The organism is Pedobacter sp. UYP24 (assembly GCF_054057295.1).
The window spans coordinates 563,927-578,670 of record NZ_JBSRZD010000002.1 but is presented as its reverse complement, the minus strand read 5'-3'; the positions used below and the strand labels follow the sequence as shown (position 1 = coordinate 578,670).

Annotated in this window: 12 protein-coding genes; 7 read left to right on the top strand and 5 right to left on the bottom strand. The window is 39.0% G+C overall.

Annotated elements, in window-relative coordinates; all coding sequences use genetic code 11:
• The first annotated feature begins 157 nt into the window (after positions 1-157).
• Positions 158-868, top strand: coding sequence for a ferritin-like domain-containing protein (locus ACVWYN_RS07165; RefSeq protein ID WP_457288149.1), 711 nt, complete (start codon positions 158-160; stop codon positions 866-868).
• 10 nt (positions 869-878) lie between these two features.
• A complete protein-coding gene (locus ACVWYN_RS07160; RefSeq protein ID WP_457288148.1) occupies positions 879-1,751 on the top strand; it encodes a ferritin-like domain-containing protein in 873 nt (290 codons plus the stop codon).
• A gap of 82 nt (positions 1,752-1,833) precedes the next feature.
• On the opposite strand, the gene mqnC is transcribed toward ACVWYN_RS07160, so the two are convergent.
• The gene (gene mqnC, locus ACVWYN_RS07155; protein WP_457288147.1) at positions 1,834-2,958 is read right to left on the bottom strand and encodes a cyclic dehypoxanthinyl futalosine synthase; all 1,125 of its coding nucleotides are present in this window, start codon (positions 2,956-2,958) and stop codon (positions 1,834-1,836) included.
• Between the two features lie 127 nt (positions 2,959-3,085).
• On the opposite strand from mqnC, the gene ACVWYN_RS07150 reads away from it, so the two are divergent.
• Together ACVWYN_RS07150 and ACVWYN_RS07145 are read left to right on the top strand one after the other, a co-directional pair.
• Positions 3,086-4,330 carry a M16 family metallopeptidase gene (locus ACVWYN_RS07150; protein ID WP_457288146.1) on the top strand — a complete coding sequence of 415 codons (1,245 nt, stop codon included), beginning with the start codon at positions 3,086-3,088 and terminating at the stop codon, positions 4,328-4,330.
• Entirely contained in the window at positions 4,323-5,597 is a 1,275-nt protein-coding gene (locus tag ACVWYN_RS07145; RefSeq protein WP_457288145.1) for a M16 family metallopeptidase, read from the top strand. The genes ACVWYN_RS07150 and ACVWYN_RS07145 overlap by 8 nt, the downstream gene beginning before the upstream one ends.
• A 10-nt stretch (positions 5,598-5,607) precedes the next feature.
• On the opposite strand, the gene ACVWYN_RS07140 is transcribed toward ACVWYN_RS07145, so the two are convergent.
• Together ACVWYN_RS07140 and ACVWYN_RS07135 are read right to left on the bottom strand one after the other, a co-directional pair.
• Positions 5,608-7,503: a DUF3857 domain-containing protein gene (locus ACVWYN_RS07140; protein ID WP_457288144.1), complete on the bottom strand. Its 1,896-nt coding sequence runs from the start codon at positions 7,501-7,503 to the stop codon at positions 5,608-5,610.
• Positions 7,504-7,508: 5 nt separating this feature from the next.
• Positions 7,509-9,512, bottom strand: a complete 2,004-nt coding sequence (locus ACVWYN_RS07135; RefSeq protein ID WP_457288143.1) for a DUF3857 domain-containing protein — start codon at positions 9,510-9,512, stop codon at positions 7,509-7,511.
• Between the two features lie 179 nt (positions 9,513-9,691).
• Between ACVWYN_RS07135 and guaB the strand changes: the two genes are divergently transcribed.
• Both guaB and ACVWYN_RS07125 read left to right on the top strand, forming a co-directional pair.
• On the top strand, positions 9,692-11,161 hold the full coding sequence (guaB, locus tag ACVWYN_RS07130) for an IMP dehydrogenase (protein ID WP_457288142.1): 1,470 nt from the start codon (positions 9,692-9,694) through the stop codon (positions 11,159-11,161).
• Between the two features lie 3 nt (positions 11,162-11,164).
• Positions 11,165-11,749, top strand: coding sequence for an LOG family protein (locus tag ACVWYN_RS07125; protein ID WP_457288141.1), 585 nt, complete (start codon positions 11,165-11,167; stop codon positions 11,747-11,749).
• Position 11,750: 1 nt separating this feature from the next.
• Here ACVWYN_RS07125 and ACVWYN_RS07120 read toward each other — a convergent pair whose 3' ends face one another.
• A complete protein-coding gene (locus tag ACVWYN_RS07120) occupies positions 11,751-12,458 on the bottom strand; it encodes a hypothetical protein (protein WP_457288140.1) in 708 nt (235 codons plus the stop codon).
• Between the two features lie 393 nt (positions 12,459-12,851).
• The gene (locus tag ACVWYN_RS07115; RefSeq protein WP_457288139.1) at positions 12,852-13,166 is read right to left on the bottom strand and encodes a hypothetical protein; all 315 of its coding nucleotides are present in this window, start codon (positions 13,164-13,166) and stop codon (positions 12,852-12,854) included.
• A gap of 308 nt (positions 13,167-13,474) precedes the next feature.
• Between ACVWYN_RS07115 and ACVWYN_RS07110 the strand changes: the two genes are divergently transcribed.
• Complete coding sequence (locus ACVWYN_RS07110; RefSeq protein WP_457288138.1) at positions 13,475-14,734, top strand: prephenate dehydrogenase/arogenate dehydrogenase family protein; 1,260 nt, start codon at positions 13,475-13,477, stop codon at positions 14,732-14,734.
• Positions 14,735-14,744 lie beyond the last annotated feature (10 nt).

Sequence of the window (14,744 nt, the reverse complement as noted above, 5' to 3'; positions counted from 1 at the left end):
TGAATTTATTAAAAATAAGATTGATTGATAATAATTTCTTTCGAATTGAAAAAACCGATAGTTTTTTTCTCTCGTATGTGACAGTATATAGACATAAACTTTAAAAGAATAAAACTTGTGTAAACAAGTTCAACCATTAAATCAAAACTCAATCACTATGAAAAACTTACAACAATTAGATGAGCAAGAAGAAAGGGGCATACTTTCTGCTCCATTGCAACGTCGCTCTTTCCTGCAGTATGCAGGTGCTGGTGTAGCTGGTGTAGCACTAGTAGCAGCAGGATGTTCTAAAGACCGTGGAGAATTAACAACTCCTTCAATGACTGGTGTTACTTTAGATTTTAAAGACGATTTCGGTGTTTTAAACTATGCTTATGCATTAGAGCAGTTAGAAGCAGCTTTTTACATTCAGGTTGCCTCAAATCTTCCATCTGATTTTAGCCCTGTAGAGAAAGCATATTTCCTGGACATTCAATATCATGAAGTTGCACACAGAGAATTCTTTAAAAAAGCATTAGGTGCTGCAGCAATTGGTAGTTTAGAAGTTAATTTTTCTGCCATTAATTTTACAAGCAGATCAAGTGTATTGGCTGCTGCAATGGCGTTTGAAGACCTTGGTGTTGCTGCATATAATGGTGCAGGTAAAATGATAACATCAAAAGATTATTTATTGCTTGCTGGTAAGATTGTTTCTGTTGAGGCACGTCATGCCGCATATATCAGGGATATCATTAATCCAGGTAGTTTTGCTAGTTCACCTCAGGTTGATGCCAACGGATTAGATATGGCTATGACTCCTGATAAGGTTCTTGGAATTGCAGGTGCTTACATCAAAACAAAAGTTAACGTTATCAATCTTAAACCATAAATCAGAAATCATGAATATCTTAAATATATTAGATCAAATAGAAAAAGTAGACGGCGATATCTACGAAAGGCTGAATCCTAGAAGAGCAGCTATGAAAGAATTCTTTAACGTTGGCAAAAAGGTTTCTTTAGCAGCTGTACCATTGGCTTTAGGTTCAATGTTCACAAAAGCTTATGGTCAGTCAACACCTTCTGCAGTTACTGATGTTTTGAACTTTGCGCTTTCATTAGAGTATTTGGAATACCACTTTTATAACCATGCATTAAATGCAACAGTACCAGCTCCAATTCCAGGTGGTGCACCATTAACTGCTATTACTACTATACGTAACCATGAAGATGCACACGTAAAATTGTTAGCTGGTGCTTTAACACCAGCCAATGCAAGACCTGTCTTGGTTTATGACAACTTTGATTATACTGCAGGTGGAGCTTTTGCAGATGTGTTTACCAATTACCAAACTTTCCTTGCAGTTGCCTTGGCGTTTGAAGATACAGGTGTTAGAGCTTATAAAGGTCAGGCCGGAGTTCTAGTGGGTAATGATTACCTAACAGTTGCTTTACAAATTCACTCTGTAGAAGCACGTCATGCTTCACATTTACGTCAAATGGTTGCAGCAAATGTAACTGGTGCTTCAGGATTAAAACCATGGATCAGTTTAGGTGCTGGTGGTGTGTCTAACGATACAGGTATCGCAGCAGTTGATGCAGTTTATGGAGGAGCAACTCCTGAAAATAATACTGTCCAAGCTGGAATTAACATCACTGGTATTAGTACAGGCGTTACAGCCAAGGCAGCAGCAGAATGTTTCGATGAGCCTTTAACAAAATCAGAAGTTGTAGCAATTGCTAATCAATTTATCAAAACTGGTTATAAATTATAATAAGCCCAGCTCAACAATAATATTAAGGGAGGGAACTTTAGGGTTTCCTCCTTTTTTAATATCAAAAAAATTTCAATTGTAATTAGTAGTTGATAACCTGTTCTTCCAATTGTTCCGGAAGATCACGGTAGTTGTATTGTTGCCCTCTAAGCTGTGGCTCAAAGCCAGCCTCTCTTATTGCATCCTGTATGCCCTTAGCCGTAAAACGATGCGGTGCTCCGGCTGCAGAAACCACATTTTCTTCAATCATAATTGATCCGAAGTCATTCGCTCCGGCATGTAAACAAAGCTCTGCCACATTTTTACCAACTGTTAGCCATGAAGCCTGTATGTTCTTTACATTAGGAAGCATAATTCTGCTCAAGGCCAGCATCCTGATATATTCATCGCCAGACACATTATTACTTATACCTCTTAACCTTTTAAGCAAAGTACCGTCATCCTGAAAAGGCCATGGTATAAATGCTAGAAATCCTTTAGCATGTTCAGGCTTCTCACTCTGTACCTCGCGGATCCACACCAAATGCTCAAAACGTTCTTCAATCGTTTCTACATGGCCAAACATCATGGTTGCGGAGGTCGTAATGTCTAACTGGTGCGCGGCACGCATTACGTCAAGCCATTCCTGTCCGCCGCATTTACCTTTTGAAATTAAGCGCCGTACGCGGTCGTTCAAGATCTCTGCTCCGGCACCCGGTAAAGAATCCATACCAGCAGCTTTAAGCGCTTTAAGTACTTCAGTATGTGATATGCCTTCCAGCTTTGCAACATGTGCAATCTCAGGCGGACCTAAAGCATGGAGCTTCAAATCAGGATATAATTCTTTAAGATTTCTAAAAAGATCAGCATAAAATTGCAAACCAAGATCAGGATGATGCCCACCCTGTAATAGCAATTGATCGCCACCCAGTCTAAAGGTTTCTTCAATCTTTACCTTGTAAGTCTCCATGTCGGTAATGTAACTTTCATCATGGCCAGGCCTTCTAAAAAAGTTACAGAATTTGCAGTTGGCTATGCAAACATTAGTCGTATTAACGTTACGATCTATCTGCCAGGTAACCTTTCCGCTGGGTACTTGTTTTTTACGAAGTTCATTTGCAACAAAAGCCAGTTCGGCTGTAGATGCATTTTCATATAAAAAAACACCCTCTTCTTTTGTTAAAAAATCAAAGTGTAAAGCCTTTTCTAATAATGTGGCGGTTTCCATAATACAAATTTAGACAAAATTGCCCCCTAGAGCAAACTAATCGATCTTCGCTCTGTCATAAAAAATTAAAGACTAAACACAATTGCCTTTAACAGATTTCCTATATTTGGCGCAATTACTTCAATATATGGTAAATTTTAATCGCTTTACGCTCTCTAATGGTTTGCGTGTTCTTGTACACGAAGATGATACCACGCCAATGGCTGTTCTAAATATTTTATACGACGTTGGCGCACGGGACGAAGAAGCTGGCAAAACAGGCTTTGCGCATCTTTTTGAGCACCTCATGTTTGGCGGATCAGTCAATATTCCAAGTTACGATGAGCCATTGCAAAGAGTAGGCGGGGAGAACAATGCTTTTACCAGTAATGATATCACCAATTATTACATTACACTGCCTGCGGTAAATATTGAGACCGCATTTTGGTTGGAGAGCGACAGGATGCTTAGCCTTGCTTTCTCTGAGAAGAGCCTTGAAACGCAGCGTAATGTTGTTTGTGAGGAGTTTAAGCAACGTTATTTGAACCAGCCTTACGGCGATGTTTGGCTTAAGCTGAGGCCACTTGCCTATAAGCAGCACCCTTATCAGTGGGCTACCATCGGTCAGGACTTAAAGCAAATCGAAGATGCAAAAATGGAGGATGTGAAAGCATTTTTCACAAAGCACTATAATCCTCAAAATGCAATTATGGTTGTTGGAGGAGACATTAAAACCGCCGATGTAAAGGAATTGGCCGAAAAATGGTTTGGCGCTATTCCTGCAGGAAACAAATACAACAGGAATTTACCTAAGGAACAAATCCAAACTGAAGCCCGCCAGGAAAATATTATTGCTGCTGTGCCGTTAAATGCCATATATATCGCATTTAAAATGCCGGAGCGGATGGATCCAGAATATCAGAGCTACGACCTTCTGGCAGATATTTTATCGCAGGGACAATCTTCCAGATTGTACAATAGCTTACTCAAGGAAAGGCAGCTTTTTAGTGATATCCATGCCTATGTTACCAGCAGCATAGATGAAGGGTTATTTGTAATTGAAGGAAAGTTGGTAGAAGGAGTAACCGTAGAAACTGCTGAGGATGCTATATGGGAAGAGCTTTTTAAGCTTACCCAAGAGGAAGTAACAGCGGATGAGCTTACCAAAGTGAAGAATAAATCAGAATCTATCATGGTATTTGCCGAGATGAGTTTGCTTGATAAGGCAATGAATCTGGCTTACTATGAATTGCTTGAAGACGCCGATAGCTTAAATACTGAAATTGAAAAGTACCTTGCTGTTACTCCGCAACGCATTTTAAATGCTGCTAAAGCAACCTTTCAAAAACATCAATCATCTACTTTATACTACTTAACCCAGCAAGATGCTTAACCGTACCATAGCTCCAGATTCAAGGGAGGTTCAGGATATAAATTTTATAAAACCAGTTAAACAGCTGTTAGATAACGGGATACCCTTGTTTACTATAAATGCTGGTCAGCAAGATTTACTACGCATTGAATTTTTATTTCAAAATGTAAACTGGGATAAAAATAAACCGCTGCAGTCTTTAGTAGTTAGTCATCTAATCAATAATGGTACTGCTGATCTTTCCGCAAAAGAGATTGCCGATAAGGTTGACTACTATGGGGCCTTTTTACAAACAGAGTACGGCGCAGATCAATGCAGCGTAAAATTATATACCCTAAACAAGCACTTCGCTGTTGTACTACCAATCTTATATAATATTTTAAATGGCAGTGTTTTTCCAGAACAGGAATTAGCGATCTTCATCCAAAATCAAAAACAATCCTTATCGGTAAGCCTTCAAAAGAATGATTTTTTAGCAAGAAAGCAATTTGCGAATACGCTTTTTGGAGATACAACCTATGGGTCAAATATCGGAGCGAACGATTACGATGCCATAAAGCGCGACGATCTTATCGCTTATTTTAAAGCCGCATACAAGCCTGAAAATTGCACTATTATTGCAGCCGGCAAATTTGAAGAAAAGGAATACAGCATATTAAATTCAATAATCGGTAAAGGCTGGGCAAACAATAGCCCATCTGTAAATAATAAATTTGTCTTTACTGCAACCCCAGGTTCTCAAATTCTGATTGAAAAGCCCGATGCTTTGCAGTCAGCAATTAGGATGGGAACGCTAACCATAAACCGAACTCACAAAGATTTTGCCGGATTGCAGGTTTTAAATTGTGTACTAGGTGGTTATTTTGGTTCCCGGTTAATGTCTAATATCAGGGAAGACAAAGGTTACACCTACGGTATAGGGTCTGGCGTAGTTTCTTTGCAAGACACTGGTTATTTATTCATCGCTACAGAGGTAGGGGCAGACGTATGTAATGATGCACTTAATGAAATTGATAAGGAAATAGAAACGCTAAAGACAACTGAAATTCCAGAACAGGAACTGGAATTGGTACGCAGTTATATGCTTGGCTCTTTACTAGGTAGTCTTGAGAACGCGTTCTCTCACGCTGATAAGTTTAAGAACCTCTATTTTTCTGGGCTTGATTACGACTATTACGACCGTTATATCCAAACGGTACGTACCATAGCTCCTGTTGAACTGAGGAAACTAGCCCACTTGTATTTAAACAGCGCTGATTTCACTAAGGTTATTGCCGGGAAAAAGTAACAGCTTCAGGTTATTCTGCTTTTGTTAAAATTCCTTTTTGTTTATCTGCCTGAAATATTTTCTTGGAGAAGGCTACATAGTCGGCATATTTTTCAGCAGGGTATTTTCTGTTTATTATGGTTTTACTACGGTGATAGACCAATGTATTGTCCTTCGCAATAACTTTTGCGGTATATTTTCCAAACTCAGACTCAATCAGCACATCTTTAGGTAGAAACTCTACTTTATAGCCCTTTGGGAGGGTATAGATGATCTCATCTTCATCATTATAGCTATAATCTACTGCAAAATCTGTTTTACGGTTTTCTACTACTGAAGCTGTACCTCCCTGCCTGTTTATCAAATTTAAAGTTAAGAATATTTTGTCGGCCCCTTTTGTCAGCAATTGTGAGGCTTTAATTGCTATCTTCTCTTCCATCACGGCAGTTTCTTTGTTGGGCTGGTTATAGCTTAGCTGTTCTATTTGCATATTCGGGATGCTCATCATGTTCATTACCCTTTTACGCTGGTCTGTAGGTTGCTGTAACATCATGCCTAGATGCTCTTCATACTGGGCATATCCATATTTGGTTTCTATATTGATTTTAGCTGCACCATCATCGTCGAGCACAACTTTTGTGATGCGTTTTTGATAGTTGTTTTCTGGAGTATAAACAGGAGTCTGCGCCAATTTCCCACCCTTATCAGTAATTAGCAAAATTGTTTTATCTGAATTTCCATTACCTATGTAGCCCATCGGTACGTATTGACTGGTACATTCCAGCCAGGTGGTGTCTTTTTCCAGGGGTACGCATAAAATCATGTGGTTTGCCTGGGTTAAACTTGCGTATTTAGGGTTCAAAGAAGGCATGTCGTTACCGATCACTACAAGATTAGACGGAATACCCGCCTCCAGCAGTAAGGCCTTCATATAGTTCGACAGTCCTTTACAGTCGCTATAGTTAACAGCTGATACCTTTTCTGCAGAAATTGGCTTGTAACCACCAATTCCAAGCTGAACTCCCACATATCTTGTATTTTCTTGCAGGTAATGATACAATACCTTCATCTTTTCCTTATCTGTCTTCAAATCTTTGATTAGTTCCTGCACCTTTGCTTTGGTAGTAGCTGGCAAAACTTGCATGCCATTGCTAAGCCCATACAACCATGATCCAAGACTAACCCAGTTCTCTATGTTGGCTTTTGAATTGTCGTATTCAAACTGATTGGGAGCCAGATTTACCCAGGGTGTTACGCCTGTTAAACCCGTGCTTAACGGCTCATATTCAAATGCAGGCACATTCTGGCATGCCCATTTGTACTGCATTTTATCCTTTACCTTCATCGAGTCTGTTTGTATGCCCTTACTTTTAAGGTATTTAAAGGTCATGTTTTCTGGGATCTTAAAAGTAAAGCTTGACTTTTCCACTGAATGACCCCAAGTTCCAACTGGATGCCATGATGGGTAAAACTTTATTCCAGTATAATCCATGCTATAACTGTATTCTATTGTATATGGAAAACTGGTGTGCATAATGTTCAAGAACTTTATCCTATTGTCTTCGTAAATAGAGCCACTGGAAATCGCACTGTGGTCTCCAAACTCAGAAGATTTAAAGTCCTTTATCTTAACACCATTGGCAGCATATAGGGTAGCTTTGAGGTTGTAAATGGAAGAGAATTTGTCATAAAATTCTACCATTCTGCTCGCGTCTTCACCATTGCTATTCATAATGGTAATCGCAATTTTATATTCATAATAGGCGCTGCCAGGGTTTTTAACCTCATACAATTGCTCTTCATTTCTTACAACTACAGCAGCATTTGCCGACATCGCTGCGGGTATCTTGCTTACGTCATATATCCCCTGGCCATAACCTACCAACGAAATAACTGTTATTATTAAAGTGACTATCGTTTTGAGCATGTTAATTAGATTTTCTTGATCACAATTTGTTCGGCTTGTTTACTGATGATTTTGGTATACATCGTTTTAAGAAGCCTGTATTCTGTTGGTGAATACACAGATTTATTCAAGGAAATTTTACTTGTCAGCACAAACTTATTGCCGTCTTTTTTGGTAGTAAAAGCGAAGGTTGCGCTGTTGTCCATTAAACTAAAATTTTCATTGGTAGGTAGTTTATCCAATTGGTAATCAGCTGGAACATCAATAATAAACTTGTAGGTTTCTTCTCTCGGATGTCCAAAGTCGACTGGGAATTGTCTGTCTTCCAATTTAAATGGATTATCTTTCATTCGTTCAAATAGCAGTGGAGTAAAGTACAAGAGGTTCCCGCCTTCTTCTACCGCATCATCAATCACTACATCCATAGATTCAGAAAGCGGTTCTGCAGGGTTATCCATATTTTCTGCTACATACTCTTTTATACCTAAACCCGGCTTATCGCTTTTATACTTCTTCAAGAAATCATCCATGTTATTCGAAGCTATAAAATCGTTTCTACGGTTTAATGCCACATAATCAGTGCTCAAAAGAAATAATTTTCCTTCCAGCTTATTTTCTTTGTTTAATGTAAGTACATAACTAACATTCTTTTTACTAATCTTTCCCTCTTCGGTATTTATCCACTCGCCAGATTTCTTATCCATATCTACTTTAAAACCAACGTGGTTTAAATCATCAAAAGCAATGATATCTGCCGTATGGTTTTTGCTGGTGGCATCAAAAAATATGTGTCGCTCTCCCAGCTTTACATCAATTACCAGGCTATTGAATTTGGCGGTACTAGGAGTGCCCGGGTGCTTTCCATTACTTCTGGTGCTAATTAGTATTGGCCAGGCTTCCAGTTTCGCTTCTTTAAATAGGGCCAGCATAGCTAAGTTAATATCAGCGGCGTTACCTAGTTTCTTTTCAAAGATTTTCTTTGGGTCAGATTCTGAAGTGATAAAACTGTTTTGCTCATTCCATTTTATATTCTTCTTTACATAGTCGAATATTAGAAATGGAATAGTATCCTTTGGCATACCGTCTTTTACTATTTGCTTAAGCAATGTTTTTAAATAGTCCCTTTTATTGACGTAACCACCAAAGTATGGGTGCTTTTCAAGTGAGGTTACAATTTGGGGCCAGCTTCTTATGTTTTTTAATATTGAACTGCCTTCAAAGTCGAAACTATTCAGGTCAAACTCCACCTTACTAATGTAATCTTCCATGGAGGTAACATAATTCTCCGTCTTTAATGCTGGTATGTTTTCTGCAATATATACGCTCTTGCCTACCGGAGCATCTATCATGTTCATGTAGTAGGAGATGAAGTTTTGTTTAATGTATTCCTTTTTTGGTGAGGGTTTATAAGCACCATTTTGGGTTACCCTATACTTAGCAAAAGGAGGAATTCGAACATCATATTCCGAGTATAGGGTAGGGATACTGGTTTCAAAATACCATGGAGTTAGCATTTGATAGAAGTTGGATTTTGTGGTATACTTAAATTCTATAATACAACCTTCTTTAACGTTTGGCAAGGCAAATTTTTTAACGGTAAAGTTGTTGTCTTGCTTTTCTGTGAATTTTGATTGTTTGCCAATATTGCTAACTACCATTTTTCCGCCTTCCATATTATAGGTGGCACCCTCCATGTCATCAAGGTAGACTTCAGCGTCATCAGTCGAATAGAACCGCAATTGCATATTCGCAAATTCGTACCCTAATTTGCTAAATATTTTATACCGAATGTGCCTTTCAAAAACAAATTCCAGTCCCTTTGAACCAAATTCAAAGTGGCCCTTGCCTACATCAAAAAGTATCACTGCAGCAGCAGCGGAATCCACACCTTTTACTTTAGTCTCAAATTCTGAGGGTTCTATTTTACCAAATTTGAATGTTCTTTTAGCAACTTGGTTATTTTGTTGAGCAACGGCAGACAGGCCTGTTAAGATGAACAGGCCAAAGAGCATAGATTTGAGGTTAATCATTAGAGCTATTTTGGTTAAAACAATAATAAGGTATATCTTGATAAGAAAGAAATAAAGTTGTACAATTTAATATAAATGTAATCTTTTCCCCTCTGGCAGCTATCTTACTAACTTTATTGCCTAATCCTGAAAAGAATCGTATCTTTGCCCGGCAAATAGTAACTCCTAAATTATTTGCGATGCAACTTGATCCCCACAAATTTATTGCCGAAGGTCTCACTTACGATGACGTATTACTGGTACCAGCCTACTCTGAAGTTCTTCCACGCGACGTAGATACCGGAACTTACATTACCAGAACCATAAAACTTAATGTTCCTATAGTCTCAGCTGCTATGGATACCGTTACCGAAGCTGGTTTAGCCATTGCTATTGCCCAGGCAGGTGGTATTGGTATGCTGCACAAGAACATGAGCATAGAGCGTCAGGCTGATGAGGTGCGTAAAGTAAAGCGTTCTGAAAGTGGTATGATTCAAGATCCGGTAACACTAAGCGCAAGTGCAAAGGTTGCTGATGCATTCCAGATCATGAAAGAGTTTAAAATTGGAGGAATACCGATTGTCGATGCAGATCGTAAATTAGTAGGGATTATAACCAATCGCGATCTTCGTTTTCAAAAAGATATGCAGCGCCCGGTTTCTGAGGTGATGACTAAAGAAAACCTGATCACTGCAGCAGAAGGGACTACTTTATTGCAGGCTGAAGAAATTTTACAGGATTATAAAATTGAAAAACTTCCCGTAGTGGATAAAGATGGCAGGCTGGCCGGATTGATCACTTTTAAGGATATCCAGAAATATAAAAATTACCCAAAAGCTTGTAAGGATGATAAAGGCCGATTAAGAGTTGGTGCTGCGGTTGGTGTTGCTGCTGATAATATAGAACGCGTAGCCGCTTTGGTTCAGGCAGGAGTGGATGTGGTAACTGTTGATACCGCCCATGGCCATTCTAAAGGAGTTATTGATATGGTTAAAGCCATAAAAGAAAGGTTTCCTGATCTTCAGGTTATTGCAGGAAATATCGCAACAGCAGATGCTGCAAGAGCTTTAGCTGCTGCGGGTGCTGATGCTGTTAAAGTAGGTATTGGCCCGGGTTCTATCTGTACCACCAGAATTATTGCAGGCGTTGGAGTTCCGCAACTGTATGCTGTTTTCGAGTGTGCGCAAGCATTAATCGGTACAGGCATACCTGTTATTGCCGATGGTGGTATCAAACAAACTGGCGATATTGTAAAGGCTATTGCGGCCGGCGCCAGCTGTATCATGGCAGGCTCACTGTTTGCTGGAGTTGAAGAATCTCCTGGGGAGACCATCATTTATGAAGGTCGTAAATTCAAGTCATACAGGGGTATGGGTTCCGTAGAAGCCATGCAATTGGGTTCAAAAGACCGTTATTTTCAGGATGAAGAAGATGTGGTAACCAAGTTGGTTCCAGAAGGAATTGTTGGTCGCGTTCCATACAAAGGTACACTGGCCGAAGTCATCTACCAATATGTAGGTGGTTTGCGGGCAGGGATGCACTACTGCGGTGCGGCTACTATTGCTGATCTTCAAAAGGCGAAGTTTGTACGCATTACTGCGGCAGGAATGAGGGAGAGTCACCCGCACGATATTTCGATTACTAAAGAAGCACCAAATTATTCAAGATAAGATATGAAGGCAATATGTGTTTATTGCGGCTCTAATTTCAATGGCGATCCCCAAATGCGGACCGCCATTGAAAGCCTCGCCCAGCAATTCATTGATCAGGATATTACCTTAATTTATGGAGGTGGGAGTGTAGGTATAATGGGTGTAATAGCAGATGAAATACTTTTAAAAGGAGGTGCTGTTACGGGTGTAATTCCTCAATTTTTGATGGACAAAGAGGTCGGGCACAAATCCCTAACTAAAATGATCATCACCGAGAACATGCACGAGCGCAAGAAAGCGATGGCTGATTTGAGTGATGGTTTTATTGTACTCCCAGGAGGATTTGGTACGCTGGAAGAGTTTTTTGAAGTACTTACCTGGTTACAGCTTGGCTTACACAATAAGCCAATCGGCGTATTAAACATTGGCGGCTTCTATGATCCGCTATTTGCGCAGATGGAAGTAATGGTAGCCCACCGTTTCTTAAAACCTGCTAATAAAGATTTGGTATTTAATGAATCAGACCCGGCAGTACTAATTGAGAAAATGAAGCAATTCGATGCTGTACCGGATGAGGTTTGGTTTAAAGATAGAAATTTAACCTAGTCTACAGGAACTCACCAGGTTTTATCTCCCAGGTCCAGGGCTTTTTAAAACTGGCAAACGTTTTAAGTTTATTGAGCTTAATAGGCTGATTTACGGTCGTGTTTGCATTCTTTTTGTTGCTAATTGTTCCCGAAACCACTTTACTGGTTTTATTAATAAAATCGTATACCTTATCATTGAGTTCTCCAGTGCCGTCATGAAACGAATAGTTTCTGGCATTGGCGAGTTGCCATTCCTGGTTATTAAATTTAAAACTGTAGCTCAACTTCCATTTCCAGTTGCTGCCACCCTCAAAATTCAGACTGAGTTTATTGTCCTTTATTGCCATTGGCCTTAAAGGATCTCCCATTCCTCCGCCTTCTTCAGAGCGCAGTATGAAATTGTTGTTTTGTGAAGCAAGTTCATAGTTTTTCCCAGACTTGAAATAGATAGCAAGAATCCTGGGTCGCTGTATTTCGGTAATCAGTTCTGTTTCATTATCTCCATAAGCTCTGGGTTCTTTAACGGCCGCGTAAAATTCCAATACCATAGCCAAATCTTCCGCATTGTCGCCATTTAAATCACCACGAACAGAATCTATAACTTTCCATTGTGGAGGGATTAATTTTTTTACCGCCTTATTTTTCTGCAGCATTTTGGGGTATATGATACCTTGAGAAAAGCTGGTTTGAAAGCAAAACGTAAATAACAAAAGGGAAATTATTTTCATACTTGATTTAAGAACGTAAAAAGTAAGCTAAAAGTTTATACTTGATTTTTAAATGTTATGGCCAACAATAATTAAGGACAAGTTAGGGATGAAGTAGGTATTTCAAATTAGGTAACTAATACCTGATAAATAATTAACTCGTAGATAATAGGGATCTAAAAGGGATTTTGTCCCTGTTACCTCCCTGTTACGTCCCTATTACCTCCCTGTTATCTCCCTATAAATTATAACCCAAATAGGAGCATAACCCGAGCCATTATCGAGTTTGTTTAATCAATAGTTAATTGAAATGATTACTGATAAATGTATGCTATTTTTGAATAGAGGCAAAATTATATCAAGAAAAAGGCCGGATTGCTCCAGCCTTTTAGTCACTATATATTTCAATTGGGATTATTGAATAATTTTACCGTCTTTGTTAACTTTCAAAGAACCGGTTTCTTCTTCTTTTTTAACATTGATCAGGTAATACGATGTTTTATCCGGATTAGTGATCAGGAAGGCCGCTGTAGGTATCCATAATTTAACTGGCTCAGTAGCCAGGGTAGCTTTAACTGAGTCGGGTAAGTCTTTCAACTCAACCGGAGTTTTTGTAGTACTATCTTGTTTTACAGTATCGATAAGATATGATGATTTGATTTCGTTTGCTTTTACTGTAGTTAATCCTGCTAATGCTAAAAATACTGCTGATAAAATGATCTTTTTCATAATTTTTATTTTAGTGTTCATTAATTAAATAATTGTTATCAATTACGATTAGGGTAGGTATCATAATGATGCCATTGGAAACAGTTTTTGGCACGCGACTGATTTTCAGTTATTTGAGGTATTGGTGCTCAAAATATGTTGTAGAACATCTCCACAATGTGTTGCATAAAGGAACATATTTTATGACTTGATCATTGTAAATATCCCTTTGAATCTCATCTGCAAAGCGCGCCTTATTTAATATGAGCGCTTTCTTTTTTTATATCGGTATATTTACAATCTTTAGATTCGAACTATTAACCGAGAGAATGAAAATTGGAATGATTGGGCTGGGAGATATGGGTTGCTTATATGCCATATCATTTGCAAAGGCTGGCTACCAAGTGTTTGGTTGCGATTTGCCTCAGCAGCTAGATGCTTTAAGAGAGAAACTTGCTCCTTATGATATTGAGTTAATGGCTGATGGGAAAGAGGTTTCCCGCCAATGTGATGTGATTTTTTATTCTGTTGAAGCAGAAAAAATAGCTGATGTGGTAAGACAGTATGGTTCTTCTACCAAATATGGGGCTATTGTTGCAGGACAAACTTCTGTAAAGCATCCAGAAATTGAAGCCATGGAAAAATATCTTCCTAAGGATGTTCATATTATTCCATGCCATTCACTACACGGCCCGGTTATAGATACCAAAGGACAAAAATTAATTGTAATTCCTCACCGCACTACTGATGAGGCTTACCAGCGTATGATTACTGTGCTCTCTGCACTTGATTCTGAACTGGTAGAAATTGCAGATTATCATTATCATGATAAAATTGTTGCGGATACACAGGCGGTAACTCATTTCGGTTTTGAAAGTATGGGCACGGCATGGAAAGAAGCAGGCTTTTTTCCATGGGAAAACCAATCTTATAACGGTGGTATAGACAATATTAAGATATTAACTACCCTTAGGATATTTAGCAGTAAGGCGCATATTTATGGCGGACTGGCAATTTTAAATCCTTATGCTTCTGCTCAGGTAAAACAGTATGCGCAATCTGAATCTGAGTTGTTTAAATTGATGATCAAGGAAGAAGCGGATGAGTTTCGTGCCCGTCTTTACAAGGCTAGGGATTTTGTTTTTGATAATCAGAACAAACAGATCATGCTTAGTAATGATATTATACAAGAATTTTCTTTGGCGACCGATGCGGGAATAAGAAAGCCCAACTCGCACTTAAGCCTATTGAGCATGGTTGATGCCTGGTGTAAACTTGGGATCAATCCTTACCACAATTTGATTTGCGAAACACCTCCATTCAAATTACGCCTTGGCATTGCAGAGCTGCTGTTCCAAAATGAGGAACTGCTGGAAGAGTCTATCGAAACGGCATTATTTGATAAAAGCATCCGTGCCGATGATTTGGAATTCCATTCCGCAGTGCGGGAATGGTCGTCTCTAATCGGCTATGGTGATATGAATGGATACAAGCAGCATTTTGATGCCACTAAAGAGTTCTTTAAAGATAAGCTAAGCCATGGCAAGTTGCAGAGTACTGAACTCATCAGAAGGCTATATCTGGCTTAAGCTGCTTAAT

What these genes read in the sequence shown, in the direction of transcription:
- ACVWYN_RS07165 (WP_457288149.1), top strand. Translation starts at nt 158, where the DNA reads ATGAAAAACTTACAACAATTAGATGAGCAAGAAGAAAGGGGCATACTT.
- ACVWYN_RS07160 (WP_457288148.1), top strand. Translation starts at nt 879, where the DNA reads ATGAATATCTTAAATATATTAGATCAAATAGAAAAAGTAGACGGCGAT.
- mqnC (WP_457288147.1), bottom strand. Translation starts at nt 2,958, where the DNA reads ATGGAAACCGCCACATTATTAGAAAAGGCTTTACACTTTGATTTTTTA.
- ACVWYN_RS07150 (WP_457288146.1), top strand. Translation starts at nt 3,086, where the DNA reads ATGGTAAATTTTAATCGCTTTACGCTCTCTAATGGTTTGCGTGTTCTT.
- ACVWYN_RS07145 (WP_457288145.1), top strand. Translation starts at nt 4,323, where the DNA reads ATGCTTAACCGTACCATAGCTCCAGATTCAAGGGAGGTTCAGGATATA.
- ACVWYN_RS07140 (WP_457288144.1), bottom strand. Translation starts at nt 7,503, where the DNA reads ATGCTCAAAACGATAGTCACTTTAATAATAACAGTTATTTCGTTGGTA.
- ACVWYN_RS07135 (WP_457288143.1), bottom strand. Translation starts at nt 9,512, where the DNA reads ATGATTAACCTCAAATCTATGCTCTTTGGCCTGTTCATCTTAACAGGC.
- guaB (WP_457288142.1), top strand. Translation starts at nt 9,692, where the DNA reads ATGCAACTTGATCCCCACAAATTTATTGCCGAAGGTCTCACTTACGAT.
- ACVWYN_RS07125 (WP_457288141.1), top strand. Translation starts at nt 11,165, where the DNA reads ATGAAGGCAATATGTGTTTATTGCGGCTCTAATTTCAATGGCGATCCC.
- ACVWYN_RS07120 (WP_457288140.1), bottom strand. Translation starts at nt 12,458, where the DNA reads ATGAAAATAATTTCCCTTTTGTTATTTACGTTTTGCTTTCAAACCAGC.
- ACVWYN_RS07115 (WP_457288139.1), bottom strand. Translation starts at nt 13,166, where the DNA reads ATGAAAAAGATCATTTTATCAGCAGTATTTTTAGCATTAGCAGGATTA.
- ACVWYN_RS07110 (WP_457288138.1), top strand. Translation starts at nt 13,475, where the DNA reads ATGAAAATTGGAATGATTGGGCTGGGAGATATGGGTTGCTTATATGCC.